This is a genomic window from Pseudomonas sp. ASL7 (assembly GCF_056680375.1).
Genome location: NZ_CM155279.1, coordinates 4,566,946 through 4,590,678, shown reverse-complemented (window position 1 = coordinate 4,590,678; position 23,733 = coordinate 4,566,946). Strand labels below are relative to the sequence as shown.

Sequence of the window (23,733 nt, the reverse complement as noted above, 5' to 3'; positions counted from 1 at the left end):
TATGGACGCTGGTTTCCTGATAAAGGTCAGTCGCTGATGCTGTCAGTTTCTGCCAGCAACTTGATTGCTGCGGCGCCGACCTTGCGCACCGCTTCCTCAATCAGTGGTGTTGGTTTGGCAGCGTAGTTCATGCGCAGGCAATTGCGGTACTTGCCCGAGGCGGAAAAGATGCTGCCCACGGCAATCTGTACGCCCTGATCGTGCAAGGCGCGATTCAGTTTCAGGGTGTCGAAGCCTTCCGGCAGTTCGACCCAGAGCATGAAGCTGCCTTGCGGGCGACTGGCGCGGGTGCCGGTCGGGAAATACCGGCTGACCCAATCGATCATCATGTCGCGATTGCGTTGGTATTGGCTGCGCATTCGCCGCAAATGCGGTTCGAAGTGCCCAGCCTTGAGGAATTCCGCAATCGCGATCTGCGGTTGCGGTGCCGTAGAGCCGGTGCTGATGTATTTCATGTGCAGCACCCGTTCCAGATACCGGCCCGGCGCAACCCAGCCGATCCGCAATCCCGGTGCGAGGGTCTTGGAGAATGAACTGCAGAGCAGGACGCGGCCGTCTTCGTCGAAGGATTTGATCGTACGTGGGCGCGGATAGGTGTAGGCGAGTTCGCCATACACATCGTCCTCGATAATCGCCACGTCGAAGCGCTGGGCAAGCGTCAACAAGGCACGTTTACGCGCCTCCGGCATGATGTAGCCCAGCGGGTTGTTGCAGTTGGGGGTCAACTGTATGGCTTTGATCGGCCATTGCTCCAATGCCAGTTCCAGGGCATCGAGGCTGATCCCGGTGAGCGGGTCGGTGGGAATCTCGAGGGCTTTCATGCCCAGGCCCTTGAGGGTCTGCATGGCGCCGTGAAAGCTTGGCGAATCTACCGCGACGATGTCTCCCGGTTCGCAAATCGCCCGAATGCTGGTGGACAGTGCTTCGTGGCAACCGGTGGTGACCACCAGCTCGCCGGCGGTCAACTGGCAGCCGGAATCGAGCATCAGGCGGGCGATCTGTTCGCGCAGTTCCAGGGTGCCGTGGATGTTGTCGTAATACAGTCCGGGCATGTCCTGCCGGCGGCTGATGCGCGCCAGGCCGCGCAGCAGTGGTTTCATCGTCGGCGTAGTGATGTCCGGCATGCCGCGACCCAATTGCACCACATCCTTGCGCGGCACCGCGCGGATCAACTCCAGCACTTGGTCCCACTGGGAAATATCCACCGGGCGCTGCGCCGGCCGGCCAATGGCTGGCAGCTCGGGCAGCGCTCGACTCACCGGTACGAAATACCCGGATTTTGGTTTCGGCATCGCCAGTCCGCTGTCTTCCAGCATGCGATAGGCCTGCTGCACCGTGCTCAGGCTGACCCCGTGTTCGACACTCAAGGCCCGCACCGATGGCAGCCGGTCACCGGGGCGATAGAAGCCCTGTTCGATACGCGTGCCGAGCAATTCGGCGAGATTGACGTACAGGGTCATGGCGCAGTCTCGGTAGGGTTATTCACTTAAGCAGTACAGATCAGATAAAAATTTATAATTCAGAGCTCAAAATGGCAAATCTGTATGGAGTTAATACAAATGTTTTGAATCTGTAATGCTTTTTGCCGTCCCCGCATCATGAAAGCGCTGGCTACCCAAGTAAACAGGAGCGATAGAAATGAGCGGCTTGAGCGATGTGCGGCTGACCTTACACAGTCAGGAGCTGGCGGCAGGGCAAATCAACGGCGCGCGTGAGGCAGTCATGCGCAACGCACCGTCCTGCCTGGGTCGTTGGGGGCTGTTCTGGCATCGCCTGCACACGCGCAAGGCGTTGCTGGAACTGACACCCCAGCAGCTCAAGGATGTCGGATTGAGCCGTGAGCAGGCGCGGGAGGAGGGGTTAAAAGCATTTTGGCGGATCTGAAATCTACGGTGTTTCTGCCGGCCTCATCGCGAGCAAGCTCGCTCCCACAGGTGATCTGTGTTGTTCACAAAACCCCTGTGGGAGCGAGCTTGCTCGCGATGAGGCCTGCAGCAACACAGACAGTGTCTCAGACCAACTCTTTAAGCCGATGCCACAACATTCCCAATGCCAACAACGGCGAGCGCAAATGCTTTCCTCCCGGAAAAGTGATGTGCGGCACTTTGGCAAACAAATCGAACCCACCACTCTGCTGCCCGCTGATCGCTTCAGCCAACAGCTTGCCCGCCAGGTGCGTGGCATTTACCCCATGACCCGAATAAGCCTGGGCGTAATACACATTCGGCTGGTCTTTGAGCCGACCGATCTGCGGCAGGCGATTTGCGCCGATGCCAATCATGCCGCCCCATTGATAGTCGATTTTCACCTCGGCCAGTTGCGGGAAAACCTCCAGCATCTTCGGCCGCATATAGGCCGCGATGTCCTGTGGGTCGCGGCCTGAATAATGGCAGGCACCGCCGAACAGCAAGCGTCTGTCCACCGAGAGCCGATAGTAATCCAGTGCCACTCGCTGATCGCAGACGGCCATGTTTTGCGGCAGCAAGGCGTGCGCCTGTGCTTCGCTCAAGGGTTCGGTGGCGATGATGTAGCTGCCGGCGGGCAGCACTTTGCCGCTGAGTTCGGGATTGAGCCCGTTGAGGTAGGCATTGCAGCCCAGCACCAACGTCTTGGCGCGGACCAAGCCTTGAGCGGTATGAACCTTGATTTCGGGGCCGTACTGGATACGGGTGACCGCCGATTGTTCGAACAGCCTGGCGCCCAATTGTTGTGCGGCAGCAGCTTCGCCAAGGGCCAGGTTCAAGGGGTGCAGATGCCCCGAACCCCTGTCGATCAGGCCACCGACGTATCGGTCGGAACCCACCACGCTGTGCATTTCGTGGGCTTGCAGTAAGCGGGTTTCATAACGGTAACCGAGGCTGCGCAGTTCTTCGGCGTCTTCGGCGAAGCCTTCGAGATCACGAGGCTTGTTGGCGAGGTCGCAGTAGCCCCAGGTCAGGTCGCAAGGGATCTGAAAACGCTCGACTCGCTGTCGGACGATTTCTACCGCTTCGAGCCCCATGAGTTTCATCTGACGCACACCTTGCGCACCGATGACGTTGGCGAATTGATCGAGTCCATGGCCAATGCCGCGAATCAGTTGCCCACCATTGCGGCCGCTCGCGCCCCAACCGATTTTGCGGGCTTCGAGCAGCACCACGCTGAGGCCGCGCTCAGCCAGTTCGAGCGCCGTGTTCAACCCGGAGAATCCACCGCCTACCACGCACACATCCGCGACCAACTCGCCCGCGAGCGCCGGATGATCAGGCTGCGGCAGGCTGCTGGCGGCGTAGTAGGAGGCAATGTGCTGGGCACGGGCATTCATGCGCATCATCCTGATTCTCTGTGTCTAGAAAATTTGACGGAGCATAAGCCGGACCCTCGAACGCGGGCAACACTGGTCGGTTGGTGCTGTCTGGATCGGGTTTTTTGCGGCAGAATCCCGCTCTATTCCGCTTTCGGCACCGCTTCGATGAGTTGCAACAGTCAGAAAATTCGCACGCTTCGCCAGCAGATACCCTCGTTCGAATGCGTGCCCGGCTGCCATGACTGCTGTGGGCCGGTGACCACTTCGCCGGAAGAAATGTCCCGCCTGCCACGCAAGACACGCGCCGAGCAGGATGCGGCGTTGGATGAGCTCAATTGCGTCCACCTTGGTCCCAATGGCTGCACCGTGTATGACGAGCGTCCACTGATCTGCCGATTGTTTGGCACCACCAAGACCTTGCCATGCCCCAACGGGCGAGGGCCGGTGGAACTGATTCATCCACGGGTCGAAAAGCAGATCCACGAATACATGGCTTCGACGCGGCAGGTGCTCGTCTAAGGGGCCACCGAGTCGCCTACCTTCGCGAGCAGGCTCGCTCCCACAAGGACACCACTGTACCTGTGGGAGCGAGCCTGCTCGCGAAGGCGGCCGAAAAGGCGAGATAAACCCTCAATCCGGAATCGGCAGGTTCAAGCTCTCTTTCACCTCTTCCATCACGATATAGCTCTTGGATTCGCGCACATGCGGCAGCTTGAGCAGGATGTCGCCCAGCAGCTTGCGGTACGAGGCCATCTCGGAAATCCGCGCCTTCACCAGATAGTCGAAATCCCCTGATACCAAGTGGCATTCCAGCACGTGGGGCAGTTTTAGCACTGCGCGCCGGAACTCTTCGAACGTATCGCCGGATTTGTAGTCGAGGCTGATCTCGACGAACACCAGGAGACTGCCCTTGAGGTGCTGCGGATTGAGTCGGGCGTTGTAGCCCATGATGATCCCTTCGCGCTCCAGGCGCCGGACCCGCTCGGTACAGGGCGTGGTCGAGAGCCCCACCTTTTCCCCCAACTCGGTGAAGGAGATGCGCCCGTCTGTTTGCAGGATCCGCAAGATATTGCGGTCGATCTTGTCCAGCTCACGTTTGGTTTGAGTGTTGGTACGCATAGGGGATGCGCCTCCGTGAAAAGCGTTTTTGCCGAGAATTCTCGCCAAATATAGGCACTTATATAGTGAAAAGCACTGCCTAATCTTTTTTACACTGCGCACATCTAATGCTTTGAACAAACAACGTCAGCGGTAAGCCGCGATGAGGGATATGAAAATGCGCGTTATGGTCTTGGGTAGCGGCGTCATCGGTACCGCCAGTGCTTATTATCTGGCACGCGCCGGATTTGAAGTGGTGGTCGTGGACCGTCAGCCGGCCGCTGCCATGGAGACCAGTTTCGCCAACGCCGGGCAGGTCTCGCCGGGTTATGCCTCGCCGTGGGCCGCGCCTGGCGTGCCGCTCAAGGCCATCAAGTGGTTGCTGCAACGCCATGCGCCTTTGGCGATCAAGGCCACTGCCGACATCGACCAATACTTGTGGATGGCGCAGATGTTGCGCAACTGCACCGCCAGCCGTTACGCGGTGAACAAAGAGCGCATGGTCCGCCTGTCCGAGTACAGCCGTGACTGCCTCGACGAACTGCGCGCCGAAACCGGTATTGCCTACGAAGGCCGTAGCCTCGGTACGACCCAACTGTTCCGCACCCAGGCTCAGCTCGACGGCGCCGCAAAAGACATCGCCGTTCTGAAAGAGTCCGGCGTGCCGTTCGAATTGCTCGACCGCGCCGGCATTGCCCGCGTCGAACCCGCGTTGGCCAGCGTCACTGACATTCTCGCCGGTGCGTTGCGCCTGCCGAACGACCAGACTGGCGATTGCCAGATTTTCACTACTCGCCTGGCCGAAATGGCCGTGAAACTGGGTGTGGAATTCCGTTTCGGTCAAGACATCCAGAAGCTCGACTACGCCGGTGATCGCATCAACGGTGTGTGGATCGACGGCAAACTGGAAACTGCCGACCGCTACGTGCTGGCGCTGGGCAGCTACTCGCCGCAGTTGCTTAAGCCACTGGGCATCAAGGCACCGGTGTATCCGCTCAAGGGTTACTCCCTGACCGTGCCGATCACCAACCCGGCGATGGCGCCGACGTCGACCATTCTCGACGAGACCTACAAAGTCGCGATCACCCGTTTCGACAACCGCATTCGCGTCGGTGGCATGGCTGAGATAGCCGGTTTTGACCTGTCGCTGAACCCGCGTCGGCGCGAAACCCTGGAGATGATCGTCAACGACCTTTATCCTCAGGGCGGCGATCTGGCCCAGGCAAGTTTCTGGACCGGTCTGCGTCCGACCACCCCCGACGGCACGCCAATCGTGGGTGCCACGCCGTTCAGTAACCTGTTCTTGAACACGGGTCACGGCACGCTCGGCTGGACCATGGCGTGCGGTTCCGGCCGTTTGCTGGCTGACCTGATGGCGAAGAGAACGCCACAGATCAGCGCTGAAGGTCTCGATATTTCCCGTTATGGCAAAAAAATCCAGGAGTCCGCAAAACATGGCAATCCAGCGCCAGCTCACCAATGAGCGCATGAGTCAGATCGTCGCTCACAATGGAACGGTGTATCTGGCAGGGCAGGTCGGCGATGACCTGAGCGCCGGGATTGAACAGCAGACCCGTGAAATCCTGGCTAACATCGAGCGTCTGCTTGAACTGGCCGGGACTGACAAAAGCCATCTGTTGTCAGTCACCATCTACCTGAAAGATATAGACGCACACTTTGAAGGCATGAACGCGGTGTGGGACAAGTGGCTGCCAAAAGGCGTCGCCCCGGCCCGCGCGACGGTTGAATCGAAACTGTGCGAACCGCAAATACTGGTCGAGCTGTCGGTTGTAGCCGCTCTGCCATAACTGCTTTGAAATAACTGCTCTGAAATAACTGCTCTGAAATAAGTAGTGCAGAAAGATCCCTCTCCCGGTGCGTAAGGCGGTTAACGCTGTCAGCCAGCGCCGGTTTTTATTCCCAATGACCGACCAGAAGTCTGCCGCCATGCGTCCTGCCCGTGCCCTGATCGACCTTCAAGCCCTGCGTCACAATTACCAAATCGCCCGTGAAGTCACGGGGGCCAAGGCCCTCGCGGTGATCAAGGCTGATGCCTACGGTCATGGCGCGGTGCGTTGCGCCCAGGCGCTGGAAGCCGAGGCGGACGGATTTGCGGTGGCCTGCATCGAAGAAGCGTTGGAACTGCGCGCTGCGGGCATTCGGGCGCCGGTATTGCTGCTGGAAGGTTTTTTCGAAGCCGATGAGCTCTCGCTGATCGTCGAACATGATTTCTGGTGTGTAGTGCATTCGCTGTGGCAACTCGAGGCCATCGAAAAAGCCACACTGAGCAAGCCGATCACGGTCTGGCTCAAGCTCGATTCGGGCATGCACCGGGTCGGTCTGCATCCGAAGGATTACCAGGCGGCCTATCAACGGCTTCTGGCCAGCGGCAAGGTCGCGAAGATCGTGCTGATGAGTCATTTCGCCCGCGCCGATGAGCTGCACAATCAAACCAGTGCCGAGCAGGTCGCGGTGTTCGAAGCTGCACGTCAGGGTTTGTCGGCCGAAATCAGCCTGCGCAACTCGCCGGCGGTGATGGGTTGGCCGCAGATTCCGAGTGATTGGGTTCGCCCGGGCATCATGCTCTACGGCGCCACCCCATTCGAAGAAGCCAACGCCGTGGCCTCGCGCCTGCAGCCGGTGATGACGCTGGAATCTAAAGTCATTTGTGTGCGTGAACTGCCGGCCGGCGAGCCGATTGGTTACGGCGCCAGGTTCATTACCCAGAAGCCAATGCGCGTTGGCGTGGTGGCCATGGGTTATGCCGATGGCTACCCGCGTCAGGCACCGACCGGAACCCCGGTTCTGGTCGCGGGGCAACGCAGCCAGTTAATTGGCCGGGTGTCGATGGATATGCTGTGTATTGATTTGACCGATGTACCGCAAGCCGGTCTCGGTTCGACCGTCGAGTTGTGGGGCAAAAACATCCTGGCCAGCGATGTAGCCGCGGCCGCTGACACGATTCCTTATCAGATCTTCTGCAACCTGCGTCGGGTGCCACGGCTCTATTCCGGGAGCTAGGTGCAGGCAGCCCGAATCGAAAGTCGTTTCACCGAACGGGATTCAGGTCAAAGTGTTGTAAATACTGAACGCTGTCGCCATGATAACGCTCAATATTCCAACAACCTGAATTCCTGGAGGCGCAAGCTTGGACGTCGGTGAACGACTGCAATCGATCCGTAAGCTCAAAGGTCTTTCCCAGCGTGAGCTCGCCAAGCGCGCGGGTGTCACCAACAGCACCATTTCGATGATCGAGAAAAACAGCGTCAGCCCTTCGATCAGTTCGCTGCGCAAGGTGTTGGGCGGGATTCCCATGTCCATGGTCGAGTTCTTTTCCGAAGAAATCCTCGAGGAAAAGCCGACTCAGATCGTCTACAAAGCCAACGAGCTGATCGATATTTCCGATGGTGCAGTGACCATGAAACTGGTCGGCCGGGGACACCCGAGCCGCGCCATCGCGTTCCTCAACGAAATCTATCCCCCCGGCGCCGACACCGGTGACGAGATGCTCACCCATGAAGGTGAGGAAACCGGAATTCTGCTCGAAGGGCGACTTGAGCTGGTGGTCGGGCTGGAAACTTTTGTGCTCGAAGCCGGCGATAGCTACTACTTTGAAAGTACCAAGCCGCATCGTTTCCGTAATCCGTTCGATGCGCCGGCGCGACTAATCAGCGCAGCGACTCCGGCGAACTTCTAACCAAAGAGGCGCCCTGCCAGCATGGCCGAGGCACCCGGGCGGTTTTTCCGTTGCACAACAAGACCCCTTCGACTTTGGGGTTGTTTCAGTGTGGCGGGCTTACCGCTATACTTGCGCCCGCCTGCGAACCGTGGCCGTAGGCGTGACTAGCCACCATTGAGGGTGAACGCGTGAACCTAATTATGAAAATGCTGGCCGTACCAGCAACCGTATTGGCCCTTTGGGCAGTTAGCGCTCAAGCGGCGACCAACGACGATATCGCCAAGCGCCTTGAGCCTGTCGGCCAGGTCTGCGTTCAGGGTCAAGAGTGCAAGGGAATGGACGTCGCGGCTGCGGCAGGCGGCGGTGGTGGTGCCAAGACACCTGACGAAGTAATTGCAAAACATTGCAACGCTTGCCACGGTACCGGCCTGCTGGGATCGCCGAAAATCGGTGACGGGGCTGACTGGGGCAAACGTGCCAAAGAGCAAGGCGGGATTGATGGCCTGCTGGCCAAAGCCATCACCGGCATCAACTCCATGCCGCCCAAAGGCACCTGTGCCGACTGCTCGGATGCCGAGTTGAAAGGCGCAATCTCGAAGATGTCCGGCTTGAAGTAAGCCTTTCTCTTCAGCCAAAAAAGCCGCTTCCGAGCGGCTTTTTTTGTGCCCGCTGATCTCCTGTAGGAGCGAGCTTGCTCGCGATGGACTTCAACGATAACGCGTACTAGCTGGATACACGCGGCGTCTTCGAATTCATCGCGAGCAAGCTCGCTCCTACAGGGCTGTTCATTGCAGCAAAGACCCGGCAAGCTCGGTCCAACCCCAGTTCACGGAATGTAAGGGAGGATCAGATGGTGCAGCTGTGTTCTATTGAGCAGGCGGTCGATGATGTCTTGGCACGGTTGCCGACGCATATTCATATGGGCCTGCCCCTGGGCCTGGGCAAACCCAACCACTTCGTCAACGCGCTGTATCAGCGCGTTGCGCAATTGCCCAATCGCCAACTGACGATCTACACGGCCCTGTGCCTCGGCCGACCTTCGTTGGGCGACGGCTTGCAAAAACGCTTTCTCGAACCCTTCATCGAACGGGTTTTCGGTGATTATCCGGAGCTGGATTTCCTCGCGGGCCTGCACCAGGACAACCTGCCGTCCAATATTCATGTCCAGCAATTCTTCATGCAGCCAGGCAGCCTGCTACACAGCGCATCCGCTCAGCAGGATTACGTCAGCAGCAACTACAGCCACGCGGCCCGAGACATCAACGCGGCCGGTTTGAACCTGGTGGCGCAACTGGTGGCCAGCCAGGGTGAACACCCCGATCGCCTGAGCCTGAGCTGCAACCCGGATATCACCCTCGACCTGTTCCCGATGATTGCCAAGCGCCGCGCGGCCGGCGAGACGATCCTGCTGGTGGGCCAGGTGCACAACGCGTTGCCCTACATGCCCGGTGACGCGGAAGTCGGCATCGACGCCTTTGACCTGCTGATCGACGAGAAGGACAGCACCACGCTGTTCTCCACGCCGAACATGCCGGTGGGGTTCCAGGATCACTTCATCGGCCTGCACGCCAGCACGTTGGTGCGCGACGGCGGCACCTTGCAGATTGGCATCGGCGCCATGGGCGATGCGCTGACCGCTGCGTTACTGGCGCGACAAGCTGACAATGAGGGTTATAAGGCATTGCTCGCGGATCTGAATCTCAGCCAATGGGCGCAGTTGATCGATCGCGAAGGAGGGATCGAGCCTTTCGTGAAGGGCCTTTACGGCTGCAGCGAAATGTTCGTCAACGGTCTGCTGGTGCTGGTCGATGCCGGGATTGTGCGGCGCAAGGTCTACCCTGACGTGGCGACCCAGCAACAGGCGAATGCCGGCACCCTCGACGAAGCCGCGCAAACCGATGGTATTTGCGTCCACGGCGGCTTCTTTCTCGGGCCGCGCTGTTTTTACCAACGCCTGCGCGAGCTGCCGCACAGCAAGCGGCTCGAATTCAACATGACCCGCATCAGCTACATCAATGAGCTGTACGGCCAGGAAGAACTCAAACGTTTGCAGCGCCTCGATGCGCGGTTCGTCAACACGGCGTTCACCATGACCCTTCTCGGAGCGGGCGTGGCGGATCAGCTCGAAGACGGGCGCGTGCTCAGTGGCGTCGGCGGGCAATACAACTTCGTGGCACAGGGGCATGCGCTGGAAGGTGCGCGTTCGGTACTGATCCTGCGTAGTTGGCGCGAATCGGGCGGTGAGGTCAGTTCGAACATCGTTTGGGAATACGGTCATTGCACGATTCCGCGACACCTGCGGGACATTGTGGTCACCGAGTACGGTATCGCCGACCTGCGGGGCAAGACCGATGCGGCAGTGATCGAGGCGTTGCTCAACATCAGCGATTCACGGTTCCAGTCGGGATTGATCGCGCAGGCGCAAGGCGTCGGCAAACTGCCGAAGAATTTCCGCCTCGATCGACGATTCACCGAGAACACTCCACAGCGTTTGCAGGCCATCCAGGCGCGGCATCCGAACCTGTTTCCGGAGTATCCATTGGGGTGTGATTTTACCGGGGTGGAGCGGGATGTATTGCGGGCGCTGAACTGGCTGAAGAGCAAGTTCAAACTCACGGAGATTCTGGAGTTGGGCAAGGCTGCGCTGGATGCGCCAGAGCCTTCATCATTTCCCGAACATTTGGAGCGGATGCAGCTGAGCAACCCTGAAGGGCTGAAAGAGGATTTGTTTCAGCGCCTGTTGCTCACCGGCCTCAAAGCCACCGCGATATAACAGCCAACCGAAAATACCTGTAGGAGCGAGCTTGCTCGCGATGGTGTGTCAGCAGGCACCACGTCGCTGACACACCATCGCGAGCAAGCTCGCTCCTACAGGGGGATATGCGCTGTGGCGTTATTCGATGAAGGTCACGACGCCGTCCGCCAGTGATTGCACACGGGCCAGCGATTCAACGCGATAACCCTGCGCATCCAGTTCCGCGCGGCCGCCCTGAAACGACTTCTCGATCACGATACCCAGACCCGCCACGGTGGCGCCGGCCTGTTTGATGATCGAGATCAGCGCCTGCGACGCTTTACCGTTAGCCAAAAAGTCATCAATGATCAGCACGCGGTCGCTGCTGGTCAGGTGGCGCGGGGAGATCGCCACGGTGCTTTCGGTCTGCTTGGTGAACGAGTAAACGGTCGCCGACAGCAGGTTTTCGGTGAGGGTCAGGGACTGATGCTTGCGCGCAAAAATCACCGGCACACCCAGGTTCAGACCGGTCATGATCGCCGGGGCAATGCCCGAGGCCTCGATGGTGACGATCTTGGTGATCCCCGAGTCCTTGAACAACGTGGCGAATTCGTCGCCGATCAGCTTCATCAGGGCCGGGTCGATCTGGTGGTTCAGAAACGCGTCGACTTTCAGGACCTGATCGGAAAGCACGATGCCTTCTTCGCGAATTTTCTTGTGCAGTGCTTCCATGAAGCGTTCCTCTTTGGGCGCCTTGTGCGCCTAAGCTTTCAAATACTGTCGGTTTAAAAATCAGCCGGTTAAAAAGTAATCAATTCTAGCGCTTTAACATTGCGCGTATATCCGCCAGCGCGGTATTGCCGCGAACCGCTTTGACTTCAACCGGCGTGTCGTCGGTGCCTTCCCAGGCCAGATCGTCCGGCGGCAGTTCATCGAGGAAGCGGCTTGGCGCGCAGTCGATGATCTCGCCATATTGCTTACGTTTGGCCGCGAAGGTGAAGGCCAGTGTCTGACGCGCGCGGGTAATCCCGACGTAGGCCAGGCGGCGTTCTTCTTCGATGGTGTCAGCTTCGATACTGGAGCGGTGGGGAAGGATTTCCTCTTCCATACCCATGATGAACACGTAAGGGAATTCCAGGCCCTTGGAGGCATGCAGCGTCATCATCTGCACGCCTTCGGCGCCGTCTTCCTCTTCCTGCTGACGCTCCAGCATGTCGCGCAAGACGAGTTTGCCAATGGCGTCCTCGACGGTCATCTCGCCTTCTTCGTCTTTCTCCAGGGTGTTTTTCAACGCCTCGATCAGGAACCAGACGTTACCCATGCGGTAGTCGGCGGCCTTGTCGCTGGAGCTGTTGGTGCGCAGCCAGTTCTCGTAGTCGATGTCCATGACCATGCTGCGCAGGGCCGAGATCGGGTCTTCGCCGGCGCACTGCTCGCGCACCTTGTCCATGAAGCGCTTGAAACGCGACAGGCGATCGGTGAAGCGCGTATCCAGATGCTCGCCCAAACCGATTTCGTCGGTGGCGGCGTACATCGAGATTTTGCGTTCGGTGGCGTAGTTGCCGAGCTTTTCCAGCGTTGTCGAGCCAATCTCCCGACGTGGGACGTTGATTACCCGCAAGAAGGCGTTGTCATCGTCCGGGTTCACGATCAGACGGAAGTAGGCCATCAGGTCTTTCACTTCCTGGCGTCCGAAAAAGCTGTTGCCGCCTGAAAGTCGGTAAGGAATCTGATGGTGTTGCAGCTTCAGTTCGATCAGCTTGGCCTGGTAGTTACCGCGATACAGGATGGCGAAATCGCTGTACGGCCGATCCGTGCGCAAGTGCAGGGTCAGCAGCTCCACGGCCACGCGCTCGGCTTCGGCGTCTTCGTTGCGGCAGCGGATCACGCGGATTTCGTCGCCGTGGCCCATCTCGCTCCACAGCTGCTTTTCGAATTCGTGCGGGTTGTTCGAGATCAGCACGTTGGCGCAACGCAGGATGCGGCTGGTGGAGCGATAGTTCTGCTCCAGCATGACCACTTTCAGGGACGGATAGTCGTCCTTGAGCAACATGAGGTTTTCCGGGCGGGCCCCGCGCCATGCGTAGATCGACTGGTCGTCATCGCCCACCACGGTGAACTGGTTGCGCGTGCCGATCAGCAACTTCACCAGCAAATACTGGCTGGCGTTGGTGTCCTGGTATTCGTCCACCAGCAGGTAGCGGACTTTGTTCTGCCATTTTTCGAGGATATCGGCGTGTTCCTGGAACAGCTTCACCGGCAGCAGGATCAGGTCGTCGAAGTCCACCGCGTTGAACGCCTTGAGCGTGCGCTGGTAGTGGGTATAGACGATGGCGGCAGTCTGCTCTTTGGGGTTGCGCGCGTTTTCCAGGGCTTCGGGCGGCAGAATCAGGTCGTTTTTCCACGAGCCGATCATGTTCTTGATCTCGTCGACGCCGTCGTCGCCCGAGTATTCCTTCTGCATGATGTCGGTCATCAGGGCTTTGACGTCGGCCTCGTCGAAAATCGAGAAGCCCGGTTTGTAGCCCAGCCGAACATGTTCCTTGCGGATGATGTTCAAGCCCAGGTTGTGGAAGGTGCACACGGTCAGGCCGCGGCCTTCACCGCCCTTGAGCAGGGTGCCGACCCGTTCCTTCATCTCGCGCGCAGCCTTGTTGGTAAAGGTCATGGCGACGATGTACTGGGCGCGAATACCGCAGTTCTGAATCAAGTGCGCAATCTTGCGGGTGATCACGCTGGTCTTGCCGGAGCCTGCGCCGGCGAGCACCAAAAGAGGGCCGCCGACGTAGCTCACGGCTTCTTGCTGCCGGGGATTGAGTCGGGACATACGGAATCAGGGAGTCGTTTGCGAAATGGGCCGGCATTTTAACAGGCTCAGCGAATTGTGCTGCTCTCTCCGACTTGTGACGCAATACGCTATCTATATTTGCCGGTTTTGATACTTTCACGCAGGATGCGCGAGGGATTTGCGTCTAATGCTCGTAATTCCAGATACAAAGGCCACGTCTGATAACTGCTGTCATTTGGTCATTGGTTACTGGCGCGGCATAATGCCCGCCGCCTACATCATTGCAGAGTCTAGGGAGCTAGCTTGTCTACGCCTGTCGAACCCTTGCGTTTGCTGCTACTGGCCGAAGAGCCAGCGTGGGCAGCGTTGTTGCGCGAGTGTCTGGCTCCGATGGGGAGCTCGGCCGTGCTCATCAGCGCTCCGAGCTGGGAGTCGGTCAGCACTCTGTTCGATGACAACCGCAGCGCGGTGTTGCTGACGATCCCGGCCCTTCAGCCAGCGCCCGGTCGTTGCAATTTGCCGACGGTATTGCTGCTCGAACAAGAGCCGCTGTCGCCACCCGATGGCGTGAGCGACTGGTTAGTGCGTGATCACCTCGACCCGGGCATGTTGCGCCGTTGCCTGCGCCATGTGCGTGAGCGCGGCGTGCTGGAAAACACCTTGCAACGCCTGGCCGAGCAAGACCCGCTCACCGGCATCGCCAACCGCCAGGGTTTCCAGACTCTGCTGGCCGCGCGGCTGGCGGATAATGACGGCCGCGGCCTGGCCCTCGGTCACCTCGACCTCGACAACTTTCGTCACGCCAACGACGCCCTGGGCCATCAGGCGGGGGACCGGTTGATCCTGCAAGTGGTCGCGCGGCTGAAAAGCCAGCTTGAGGCCGGCGATCAACTGGCGCGGCTGGGCAGCGATGAATTTGCCCTGCTGATCGACACCCGCCGCGCCCCTCAGCGCGCCGAGTGGATGGCCGAACGCATCACCGAAGCACTGGCCGAACCCTATTGGGTCGATGGCGAAAGCCTGTTGATCGGTTCAAGCCTTGGCATCGCCCATGCCCGGGCCCAGGCCGGTGCCGACCCGCTGATGTGGCATGCGCACATCGCCATGCAACAGGCCAAGAGCACACAGGGCTGCACCTTTCACATCTTCAACGAACGCATCAATCGCAATGCCCGTAGCATCGCTGACCTCGAAAGCGAGCTGCGCCGGGCCTTGCGCCGCGATGAACTGGAACTGCACTACCAGCCACGGCTGAACCTTGAGGACGGACAGATCGTCGGCCTCGAAGCCTTGGTGCGCTGGCGTCATGCGGAGCGCGGGCTGCTGCCCCCAAGCGAATTTGTGCCGCTGGCCGAGCAAAGCGGTTTGATCGTTCCGCTCGGTTATTGGGTCATTTCCCGGGCACTGCGGGACATGCAGGCGCTGCGCGAACTGGGCCTGCCCGCGTTGCACATGGCGATCAACCTCTCATTCCGGCAGTTCCAGGACAGCCAGTTACTCTCGACGTTGAGCCGCTTGATTAGCGAGCGCGGTGTCGAAGCGCAATGGCTGGAATTCGAACTGACCGAAACCGCGGTCATGCGCCGCAGCGATCTGGTGAAGCAGACCATGGATGCCCTTGGGCGTCTGGGTGTGCGCTTCTCCCTGGACGACTTTGGCACGGGCTTCTCTTCCTTCGTGCACCTCAACAGCCTGCCGATTGCCTTGCTGAAGGTCGACAAGAGTTTTGTCGGCGGCATGGAGGAGCGCGAAGAGAATCGAAAACTGGTCCACGCCATGATCAACCTGGCGCACAACCTGAACCTGGAAGTGGTCGCCGAGGGCGTGGAAACACCCGAGCAGCTGGATTTGTTGCGCGGGTTTGGTTGTGATCAGGTGCAGGGGTATTTGATCAGCAAGCCGTTGCCGTTGGTGGATCTGGTTGAGTACTTGAGCTTTGGCAGTGGCCAGCAGGCCGCCCGGGAAGTCGTGAGCTAACACGAACCTTTTGTAGGAGCGAGCTTGCTCGCGATGGTGGGTCAGTTAACACCTATGTGCCTGACACACCTTCGCGAGCAAGCTCGCTCCTACAGGGGGATCTCAGTCTGGCTGGGCCATCTGGAAACTTGCTTGCGATGACGGCTTCCGACTGATCATCCGCTTCATCTTCCACTCAAACGCCAGCGTCAGGCTCACCGCCGCGCACGCCAACCCCAACGCCAACCCCCACCAGACGCCCGTTGGCCCCCAGTTCAAATGGAAGGCCATCCACCAGGCGGCCGGCGCGCCAATCAACCAATAGCAGCCCAGCCCGACCAGAAACGTAGTCTTGGCATCCTTGAGCCCGCGAATGCAGCCCATGGCGATGGTTTGCGTGCCGTCGAACAGCTCGAACCATGCCGCCACCGCCAACAGGCTTACAGCCAGATTGATGACGTCGCGAAACGCCGGGTCGTTTTGATCGAGGAACAAACCGATCAACTGATGCGGCAGCAGCCAAAAAACCATTGCGAAGGCGAGCATCGACGCCGCCCCGAAAGCGATCCCGACCCGTCCGGCCAACCGCGCATCCAGTAACTGCCCGGCGCCGTAGTGCTGGCCGATGCGCATGGTGATCGCATAGGAAATCCCCGCCGGCACCATGAACGCCACCGAGACAATTTGCAGCGCAATCTGATGGGCGCCCAGTTGCGTGCTGCCCATGGTGCCCATGCACAGCGCGGCGAACGCGAATAGCCCGACTTCCACCGCGTAGGTGCCACCGATCGGCAGTCCCAGGCGCCACAGCTCCTTCAAATACTGCCGGTTGGGTCGCGACAGCCCCTGGCGCAGCGGATAAGCGTCGTAGGCCGGATGCCGACGGATGTGCCAGGCCAGCGCAAGGGCCATGCAGTTGGCGACAATGGCCGTGACCAGCCCGATGCCCATCAGGCCCAGTTTCGGCAGACCAAACATACCGGTGATCAACGCATAGTTGAGCACGAAGTTGGCCACTGTACCGCCGAGGCTGATGACCATTACCGGCGTTGCCCGGCCGATGGCGCTGGTGAAACCGCGCAAGGCCATGAAGGTCAGGTAACCGGGCAGGGCGAATGGCAGGATCAGCAGGAACTGTCCGGCTGAGTGGACGTTGGTCTCCGTCTGGCCGAACAGCAGCAACACCGGTTTAAGGTTCCACAGCAGTAGCCCGGCCACCAACGCCATCAACCACGCCAGCCACAACCCGGCCTGGGTCAGCCGTGTGGCGCCGACGATGTCGCCGGCACCCTGACGAATCGCCACCAGGGTGCCGACCGCCGCAATGACGCCAATACAGAAAATCGACACGAACGTATAAGTCGCCGCGCCCAGGCCGCCTCCGGCGAGTGCCTCGGGACTCAGGCGCGCCATCATCAAGGTGTCGGTGAGGACCATCAGCATGTGCGCCAACTGCGAGGCAATCAACGGCCCCGCCAGCCGCAGGATGGCCCAGAGTTCTTTACGCGCTGGATGTTGCATGATCATCACGCTCGTTTAACAAAGAGGACAGGAAAGCGTCGATTCTCGGCGCTCTGCGGGGTTTTCACAAAGGGATAATAAGGATGAGTGGCATGATTAAAACTCATCCTGCGGAGTTTCTGATAAGTTGGCGCCATTGCGCTGTAGGAGCCTTCCTGATGTCCCGTCGTCTTCCTCCTTTGTATGCCCTTCGAGCCTTCGAAGCGGCGGCGCGTCATAGCTCGTTTACCCGGGCTGCGGAAGAGCTGTCGATCACACAAAGTGCGGTCAGTCGGCACATTCGTACGCTCGAAGAGCATTTCGCCTGTCGGCTGTTTCATCGCAGTGGGCGCAACCTGCAACTGACCGAGTCGGCGCGGTTGATCCTGCCGGGTATTCGCGAAGGTTTCACCGCGCTGGAGCGGGCCTGTAATACCTTGCGCGCCGAAGATGACATCCTGCGCATGAAAGCCCCGTCCACCCTGACCATGCGCTGGTTGCTGGCGCGCCTCAGCCGTTTCCGCCATTTGCAGCCAGGCAACGAGGTGCAGTTGACCAGCGCCTGGATGGACGTCGACTCGGTGGACTTCAATCATGAACCCTTCGACTGCGCCGTTATTCTCAGCAACGGAAACTTTCCACCGGACTGGGAGGCCACTTTCCTGTTCCCCGAAGAGCTGATTCCGGTGGGCGCGCCGAATCTTCTGAAGGATCAACCATGGGATGTCGCCCGACTGTGCTCCGCCGAACTGCTGCACCCGACACCGGATCGGCGCGACTGGCGCAATTGGCTGGAGCGCATGGGGCTGACGGACCGGGTATCCCTGAAGGGCGGGCAGGTGTTCGACACCCTGGAGCTAGGCATGATTGCCGCCGCACGGGGTTATGGGGTGTCGATGGGGGATTTGCTGATGGTGGCCGAGGACGTGGCCCAGGGGCGTCTGAGCTTGCCGTGGCCGACCGCCGTCGCCAGCGGTGAGAATTATTACCTCGTCTGGCCGAAAACGCGCCCGGGAGGCGAACGTTTACGCCGTCTCAGCGACTTCCTGCAAAGCGAGGTCCGGGCCATGGAGTTGCCAGCCGTCGAGCACTTGAGCTGAGTGGGAGCGAGCCTGCTCGCGAAGGGGACGATTCGATTTCGACATTCATTGAGTCGCCGGCCGATACTGCAACGCCTCTGCCAGATGCTCACGGGTAATGCCATCGACCTGCTCAAGGTCAGCCAGGGTGCGCGCAACCTTGAGCAGTCGATGGGCGGACCTTAGCGACAAGGTCAACCGTTCACACGCTGTCTCCAGCCAGGTTTGGTCGACTGTGGATAACTTGCAATGCTTGCGCAGGCCCGGCAGATCAAGGAAGGCGTTGGCACAGCTTTGGCGTTTGTGTTGCCGCTCCCTGGCATCGGCAACCAGAGCGGCGGCGGTGGCGGTGTTGTCGCCGGGTTTGAGCGCCGGATTTAGGGCCGTGGCTTCGCGGGCAACGGTCAGGTGCAGGTCGATTCGATCGAGCAACGGACCGGAAAGTTTGTTGCGGTAGCGTTGCACCATGTCCGGGGTGCAGGAGCAACGACCACTCGGGTCGCCAAGGTATCCACAGGGGCAGGGATTCATCGCTGCAACCAGTTGAAACCGGGCCGGGAAACGGACGCGATCCTTGGCGCGGGATATCACAATATGACCGGATTCCATTGGCTCTCTTAATACCTCCAGGACCTTGCGATCAAACTCTGGAAGCTCATCGAGAAACAGCACGCCATGGTGGGCGAGGGTGATTTCGCCGGGTTGGGGTTTCGAGCCGCCACCCACCAGTGCCGGCCCCGATGCCGAGTGATGCGGTTGTCTGAAAGGGCGCTGTGGCCAGTGGCTCAAGGGAACGCAGCTGACCACCGACTTGATCGCTGCAACTTCCAGCGCTTCGCTCTCGGCCAGTGGCGGTAAAAGCCCGGGAAGTCGACTCGCCAGCAGGGTTTTTCCGGTTCCCGGTGGTCCGCTGAACAACAGGTTATGAGCGCCTGCCGCCGCAATCAGCAAGGCCCGTTTCGCCGAGAGTTGCCCCTGCACTTCATTCAAATCGGGGTAGGGCATGCTGGCATGCATCAGCCCATCTGAAACATAAGGCTCGATGGGCGTGTGGCCATTGAAATGCGCAACGGCTTCCAGCAGATGATCCACCGCAATGACCTTCAAGCCCGATGCCAGGCACGCCTCCTCGGCATTCGCTCGAGGCACCATCAACGAACGCCCGGCCTTGCGCGCCGCCAGGGCGGCCGGCAACACGCCCCTCACGGCACGTACCGCGCCTGAAAGCGCCAACTCTCCCAGGCACTCGATATCATCCAGCGTTAACGTCGGCACCTGCACGCTGGCCGAGAGAATCCCCAAGGCAATCGCCAAATCGAACCGCCCGCCGTCCTTGGGTAAATCAGCCGGAGCGAGATTCAACGTGATCCGCCGCGCCGGAAATTGCAGCCCCGAATTGATGATCGCGCTACGCACCCGATCCTTGCTTTCCTTCACCGCTGCTTCGGGCAGACCGACCATGGTCAGCGACGGCAAACCGTTGGCCAGATGGACTTCTACGGTAACGGCGGGCGCATCCACGCCAATTTGGGCGCGGCTGTGGACGATGGAGAGGGACATGGTCGTTCCTTGAGCTTTACGGGAGCCGCTTCCTGCGGTCTTTTGAAGGGTAGTCGTGGAGTCTGAATTGAGCGCGGTTGGAGATGAGGGAAACCTTCGCAGGATGTTGCTGGAATGCACGATCTGTAGCAGCTGGCGCAGCCTGCGTTCGGCTGCGCCGCAGTCGTGAAACCTGCTGGAAAAGTCTGCCTGACACTCCGCGTTCTGCAATTTTACGACTGCTGCGCAGCCGAACGCAGCCTTCGGCAGCTGCTACTCAGTTCGCGTCGAAGCTGGAGTTGGCTAACTGACGCAGGCCTTTTGTAGGACCGTGCCGAGATAGTTGAAGGACTTTGGCTAAAGGATGCAGGCGCTCTTGTGTGTTGGAGGTTGATGCTTATGCTCACAGCAGATCAGACCTTCAGGAGGCAAAATGAAGACTAATGGAATGCGGCCGATCCATCCCGGAGAAATCCTAGAAAAGGAGTTTCTTGAGCCGTTGGGTATTTCGATGGCTGATTCAGATTGCTGGTCGAGTGAATTCAGGTTTGAAGTGACCCAGCTGGTGGCGCAGAACAGAGTTGTTAGCTGTGACCTTGCCAAGTGCCTATCCATTTGCCTGAGCACCACGCCCGAATTCTGGCTGAATCTGCAGTCGACATACGATATGCGCGTCGCCGAAATCGGACGTGGATGAGTTTCGAGTACCTACAGCGATTGCAGTGCCCGCGAAGCTCGTTTCCACCACGGTGTATTAACTGCGTCCCGTGGCTGCTCCCCGCGCTGCGACATATGCGGAACATCCTGTAACCGAATCCACGGCTGATTATTCCAATGCAGCAAACTCAATGACATCTCCGGCCAGTTCAGCAGGCTCAGGATCGGGCGTTCGGTTGAGGTCGATTGCTCAGCGTCTCTCAGGGCTGGCACCACGTCGTGGGTCAGCCATTCGCGCAGGCCTCGGTATTCGGGGCAGTAGTGGTAGACCAGTAGGGCGTAGACGCCGGACTCGCTGATCAGCAGGGTGTTTTCGATGCTGCCGTGGATGAGCATTCGTGCGGTTTGGCGCTGGTCGGGGTCGAGTTTTCGGACGGCGCGTTCGTCGAGGTAAAGGCGCAGGAGGCGGCCGAGGTCGCGGGCGCTGAATCAGGGTTGGTTTTCAAGGAGGAGGGCGTGGAGGTGGAGTTTGTGGCGGGTGAAGACGTGGGGGGTTAAATAGTTTTCGTCCATCGTGCAGTTCTCGGGGTCGAGTGAAGAAAACTGCCTCTGATCGTCGCCAAACGAAAAGGGTGGCAGCTATGCGCGGGTTGGCGAACCGGTGAACCCCGAAATCCGGCAGACCCGAAGGTCTCCCACGCACAGCCGCCATAACTCGAGATGGGAAAACTCCCAGTCTGAATGTGGTCGCGGTGCATCGGGGGTATCCGGGTCGCCAAACCCAGTGCTGAATATTCAGCATTGGGTGAGCTTAGGAACCAGAGCTTTGCGGCGCAATCGGACGGCGGTGGTTTTCTTGTAGGACGTTGCCGGGATTTTTGCGAGGTTTGAGATCAAAAGATCGCAGCCTGCGGCAGCTCCTACAGGTAAATCTGAAGGTCGTTCCGACCTTTTCGCGAGCAGGCTCGCTCCCACAGTGGATTGGGTTTCAAAAGTGGGATATGGGGCGTTACTCGGTCGGTGGGTTGAGCTTCGCTTCCAGCTCAGCGACCTTCGCTTCCAGGCTTTCCAATCGTGCCCGAGTCCGCGCCAGCACGACCATCTGGCTATCAAATTCTTCCCGGCTAACCAGGTCCAGTTTGCTGAAGGCGCTCTGCAGCAACGCCTTGAACTGGCTTTCGATTTCGCTTTTTGGCAGTGGGGTTTCGCCGCTGAAAAGGCGGGAGGCGGTGCCGCTCAGGGCGTCGAGGAAGTCTTTGGGCGCGAGCATGGGAAATGTCCTGGAAACAATGGCGGGCAGTGTATCACGCAGTGTCTATAGTCATTTGCGCAGGTCGAAGGCGCACGCTTTTCGCGCATACGGACGGACGGCATCGCACCGTTGTTGTGCGTAAGACGGCGATTGTTGTAGCCAAGTGGGGGGTATCTGCGCTCAAGGTATTGAAAACAGGCCGTTTTGTGGAGATGGCAAGCTTTCTGCTTAGTCCCTGGTGACCCATGCACGAATGCAGTCGCTGTGACGAATGCAGTGCGCCAAGCGAAACGGGGGAAAGCGTTTCGTGCGGAGTGGTTAGCAGGCGTCGGACGGGCAGGTAAGGCCGACGATGCGTTACAAAGCCAGGCACTGCGCTTAGACTTGAGACGGGTTTGTTTTCCTGGGGCAAGTCCACCAATTCGGGAGAGAGTTTTCATGAAGCTAGTCACTGCCATCATCAAGCCGTTCAAACTGGACGACGTACGCGAGTCGCTGTCCGAGATCGGCGTGCAGGGCATTACCGTTACTGAAGTCAAAGGCTTCGGTCGGCAGAAGGGTCACACCGAGCTGTATCGCGGCGCGGAATATGTGGTCGATTTCCTGCCTAAGGTGAAGATCGATGTCGCCATTGACGACAAGGATCTTGACCGGGTTATCGAGGCGATAACCAAGGCAGCCAATACCGGCAAGATCGGTGACGGCAAGATCTTCGTGGTCAATCTGGAACAGGCGATTCGCATCCGTACCGGCGAAACCGATACCGACGCAATCTAAGCCGCCAAAAACCCCAACGCCCCAGGAGAAAACAATATGACTCTGCGTAAATTCGCAGGGCTTGGAGCCCTGTTGTCCATCGTAATGCCCGGCCTGGCCATGGCGGCAGATCCGGTGGCGCCTCCAGTCCTCAACTCCGGCGATACCGCCTGGATGCTGATCTCTACTGCTCTCGTGCTGTTCATGACCATTCCCGGCCTCGCGCTGTTCTACGGCGGTATGGTTCGCTCCAAAAACGTTCTTTCCGTGATGATGCAGTGCTTCGCCATTACCGCGTTGGTCACCATCCTGTGGTTCGTTTATGGCTACAGCATGGCGTTTGATACCACGGGGATGGAACTCAACGTCGTCAACCTCAACTCCTTTGTCGGCAGCTTCGCCAAGGCCTTCCTCGCCGGCATCACGCCTGCCAGTATTACCGGGCCTACAGCGCTGTTCCCTGAGGCGGTGTTCGTCACCTATCAGATGACCTTTGCGATCATCACCCCGGCCCTGATCGTCGGTGCGTTCGCTGAGCGGATGAAGTTCTCCTCGATGCTGGTGTTCACAGGCCTCTGGCTGACGCTGGTTTACGCGCCGATCGCGCATATGGTCTGGAGCGGTCCGGGTTCGCTGTTGGGCGACTGGGGCGTGCTCGACTTCGCGGGCGGCACCGTGGTGCACATCAACGCCGGTGTGGCCGGTCTGATTGCTGCGCTGGTAATGGGCAAGCGCAAAGGCTTCCCAACCACTCCGATGGCGCCGCACAACCTCGGTTATACCCTGATGGGGGCCGCGATGTTGTGGGTCGGCTGGTTCGGCTTCAACGCCGGTTCCGCCGCTGCAGCCAACGGCACTGCCGGTATGGCGATGCTGGTCACCCAGATCGCAACCGCTGCCGCTGCGCTGGGCTGGATGTTCGCTGAGTGGATGACTCACGGCAAACCTAGCGCACTGGGTATTGCTTCGGGTGTGGTCGCCGGTCTGGTGGCAATCACTCCGGCCGCTGGCACCGTAGGCCCGATGGGCGCTCTGGTGATCGGTCTGGCAGCGGGTGTGGTGTGCTTCTTCTGCGCCACTACGCTGAAACGCAAACTCGGCTATGACGATTCCCTGGACGCCTTTGGCGTACACGGCATCGGCGGCATTCTCGGTGCGATCCTGACCGGTGTGTTTGCTGCACCGTCCCTGGGTGGTTTCGGCACCGTTACCGACATCGCCGCACAAGTCTGGATTCAGTGCAAAGGTGTGGGCTTCACGGTGATCTACACCGCAATCGCCACCTTCATCATTCTCAAGGTCCTGGACGCTGTCATGGGCCTGCGTATCACGGAAGAAGAAGAGGCTGTCGGCATCGACCTGGCGCTTCACAACGAACGCGGCTACAACATGTAAGACGCGCATAGAAA

At 59.4% G+C, this 23,733-nt stretch carries 21 protein-coding genes and 1 pseudogene; 13 read left to right on the top strand and 9 right to left on the bottom strand.

The features are described from left to right. Positions 1-26: 26 nt before the first annotated feature. Positions 27-1,460, bottom strand: a complete 1,434-nt coding sequence (locus AC1MDT_RS21295; RefSeq protein ID WP_480418821.1) for an aminotransferase-like domain-containing protein — start codon at positions 1,458-1,460, stop codon at positions 27-29. Positions 1,461-1,638: 178 nt separating this feature from the next. Between AC1MDT_RS21295 and AC1MDT_RS21290 the strand changes: the two genes are divergently transcribed. Next, on the top strand, positions 1,639-1,884 hold the full coding sequence (locus AC1MDT_RS21290) for a DUF1127 domain-containing protein (RefSeq protein ID WP_480418820.1): 246 nt from the start codon (positions 1,639-1,641) through the stop codon (positions 1,882-1,884). A 127-nt stretch (positions 1,885-2,011) separates the two neighbouring features. Here the strand turns inward: AC1MDT_RS21290 and AC1MDT_RS21285 are convergent, their stop codons facing one another. Further along, positions 2,012-3,304, bottom strand: coding sequence for an NAD(P)/FAD-dependent oxidoreductase (locus tag AC1MDT_RS21285; protein ID WP_480418819.1), 1,293 nt, complete (start codon positions 3,302-3,304; stop codon positions 2,012-2,014). A 147-nt stretch (positions 3,305-3,451) separates the two neighbouring features. Between AC1MDT_RS21285 and AC1MDT_RS21280 the strand changes: the two genes are divergently transcribed. After that, positions 3,452-3,805, top strand: coding sequence for a YkgJ family cysteine cluster protein (locus AC1MDT_RS21280; RefSeq protein WP_480418818.1), 354 nt, complete (start codon positions 3,452-3,454; stop codon positions 3,803-3,805). A 111-nt stretch (positions 3,806-3,916) separates the two neighbouring features. Here AC1MDT_RS21280 and AC1MDT_RS21275 read toward each other — a convergent pair whose 3' ends face one another. Continuing rightward, positions 3,917-4,405 carry an Lrp/AsnC ligand binding domain-containing protein gene (locus AC1MDT_RS21275; RefSeq protein WP_003176896.1) on the bottom strand — a complete coding sequence of 163 codons (489 nt, stop codon included), beginning with the start codon at positions 4,403-4,405 and terminating at the stop codon, positions 3,917-3,919. A 157-nt stretch (positions 4,406-4,562) separates the two neighbouring features. Between AC1MDT_RS21275 and dadA the strand changes: the two genes are divergently transcribed. The 6 genes from dadA to AC1MDT_RS21245 all read left to right on the top strand — a co-directional run bounded on the left by dadA (position 4,563) and on the right by AC1MDT_RS21245 (position 10,836). Further along, a complete protein-coding gene (gene dadA / locus AC1MDT_RS21270) occupies positions 4,563-5,867 on the top strand; it encodes a D-amino acid dehydrogenase (RefSeq protein ID WP_480418817.1) in 1,305 nt (434 codons plus the stop codon). Beyond that, positions 5,839-6,192, top strand: coding sequence for a RidA family protein (locus AC1MDT_RS21265; RefSeq protein ID WP_480418816.1), 354 nt, complete (start codon positions 5,839-5,841; stop codon positions 6,190-6,192). The genes dadA and AC1MDT_RS21265 overlap by 29 nt, the downstream gene beginning before the upstream one ends. A 139-nt stretch (positions 6,193-6,331) precedes the next feature. Then, complete coding sequence (gene alr, locus AC1MDT_RS21260) at positions 6,332-7,405, top strand: alanine racemase (protein ID WP_480418815.1); 1,074 nt, start codon at positions 6,332-6,334, stop codon at positions 7,403-7,405. A gap of 127 nt (positions 7,406-7,532) precedes the next feature. Continuing rightward, positions 7,533-8,081, top strand: coding sequence for a cupin domain-containing protein (locus AC1MDT_RS21255; RefSeq protein WP_414909946.1), 549 nt, complete (start codon positions 7,533-7,535; stop codon positions 8,079-8,081). A 182-nt stretch (positions 8,082-8,263) separates the two neighbouring features. Further along, complete coding sequence (locus AC1MDT_RS21250) at positions 8,264-8,680, top strand: c-type cytochrome (protein WP_480422839.1); 417 nt, start codon at positions 8,264-8,266, stop codon at positions 8,678-8,680. A 233-nt stretch (positions 8,681-8,913) separates the two neighbouring features. Next, a complete protein-coding gene (locus tag AC1MDT_RS21245; RefSeq protein ID WP_480418814.1) occupies positions 8,914-10,836 on the top strand; it encodes an acetyl-CoA hydrolase/transferase C-terminal domain-containing protein in 1,923 nt (640 codons plus the stop codon). Between the two features lie 120 nt (positions 10,837-10,956). Here AC1MDT_RS21245 and AC1MDT_RS21240 read toward each other — a convergent pair whose 3' ends face one another. Then, the gene (locus AC1MDT_RS21240; RefSeq protein ID WP_083349906.1) at positions 10,957-11,529 is read right to left on the bottom strand and encodes a xanthine phosphoribosyltransferase; all 573 of its coding nucleotides are present in this window, start codon (positions 11,527-11,529) and stop codon (positions 10,957-10,959) included. Positions 11,530-11,614: 85 nt separating this feature from the next. Beyond that, positions 11,615-13,624 carry a DNA helicase Rep gene (rep, locus tag AC1MDT_RS21235; RefSeq protein ID WP_201115705.1) on the bottom strand — a complete coding sequence of 670 codons (2,010 nt, stop codon included), beginning with the start codon at positions 13,622-13,624 and terminating at the stop codon, positions 11,615-11,617. Between the two features lie 264 nt (positions 13,625-13,888). On the opposite strand from rep, the gene AC1MDT_RS21230 reads away from it, so the two are divergent. Then, complete coding sequence (locus AC1MDT_RS21230; RefSeq protein ID WP_480418813.1) at positions 13,889-15,562, top strand: putative bifunctional diguanylate cyclase/phosphodiesterase; 1,674 nt, start codon at positions 13,889-13,891, stop codon at positions 15,560-15,562. A 102-nt stretch (positions 15,563-15,664) separates the two neighbouring features. Here the strand turns inward: AC1MDT_RS21230 and AC1MDT_RS21225 are convergent, their stop codons facing one another. Then, positions 15,665-17,062: a NorM family multidrug efflux MATE transporter gene (locus AC1MDT_RS21225; protein WP_480418812.1), complete on the bottom strand. Its 1,398-nt coding sequence runs from the start codon at positions 17,060-17,062 to the stop codon at positions 15,665-15,667. A gap of 158 nt (positions 17,063-17,220) precedes the next feature. On the opposite strand from AC1MDT_RS21225, the gene AC1MDT_RS21220 reads away from it, so the two are divergent. Beyond that, complete coding sequence (locus AC1MDT_RS21220; RefSeq protein WP_480418811.1) at positions 17,221-18,141, top strand: LysR substrate-binding domain-containing protein; 921 nt, start codon at positions 17,221-17,223, stop codon at positions 18,139-18,141. 45 nt (positions 18,142-18,186) lie between these two features. Here AC1MDT_RS21220 and AC1MDT_RS21215 read toward each other — a convergent pair whose 3' ends face one another. Continuing rightward, the gene (locus tag AC1MDT_RS21215; protein ID WP_480418810.1) at positions 18,187-19,680 is read right to left on the bottom strand and encodes a YifB family Mg chelatase-like AAA ATPase; all 1,494 of its coding nucleotides are present in this window, start codon (positions 19,678-19,680) and stop codon (positions 18,187-18,189) included. Positions 19,681-20,092: 412 nt separating this feature from the next. On the opposite strand from AC1MDT_RS21215, the gene AC1MDT_RS21210 reads away from it, so the two are divergent. Next, positions 20,093-20,356 carry a HigA family addiction module antitoxin gene (locus AC1MDT_RS21210; protein ID WP_480418809.1) on the top strand — a complete coding sequence of 88 codons (264 nt, stop codon included), beginning with the start codon at positions 20,093-20,095 and terminating at the stop codon, positions 20,354-20,356. An 11-nt stretch (positions 20,357-20,367) separates the two neighbouring features. Here the strand turns inward: AC1MDT_RS21210 and AC1MDT_RS21205 are convergent. Together AC1MDT_RS21205 and AC1MDT_RS21200 are read right to left on the bottom strand one after the other, a co-directional pair. Beyond that, positions 20,368-20,889, bottom strand: a pseudogene (locus tag AC1MDT_RS21205) (BRO-N domain-containing protein). 436 nt (positions 20,890-21,325) lie between these two features. Next, complete coding sequence (locus tag AC1MDT_RS21200) at positions 21,326-21,586, bottom strand: accessory factor UbiK family protein (RefSeq protein WP_480418808.1); 261 nt, start codon at positions 21,584-21,586, stop codon at positions 21,326-21,328. A gap of 420 nt (positions 21,587-22,006) precedes the next feature. Here AC1MDT_RS21200 and glnK point away from each other — a divergent pair, with 420 nt between their 5' ends. Both glnK and AC1MDT_RS21190 read left to right on the top strand, forming a co-directional pair. Further along, entirely contained in the window at positions 22,007-22,345 is a 339-nt protein-coding gene (gene glnK / locus AC1MDT_RS21195; protein ID WP_002555808.1) for a P-II family nitrogen regulator, read from the top strand. Positions 22,346-22,381: 36 nt separating this feature from the next. Further along, entirely contained in the window at positions 22,382-23,719 is a 1,338-nt protein-coding gene (locus tag AC1MDT_RS21190; RefSeq protein WP_480418807.1) for an ammonium transporter, read from the top strand. The last annotated feature ends 14 nt before the right edge of the window (positions 23,720-23,733 follow it).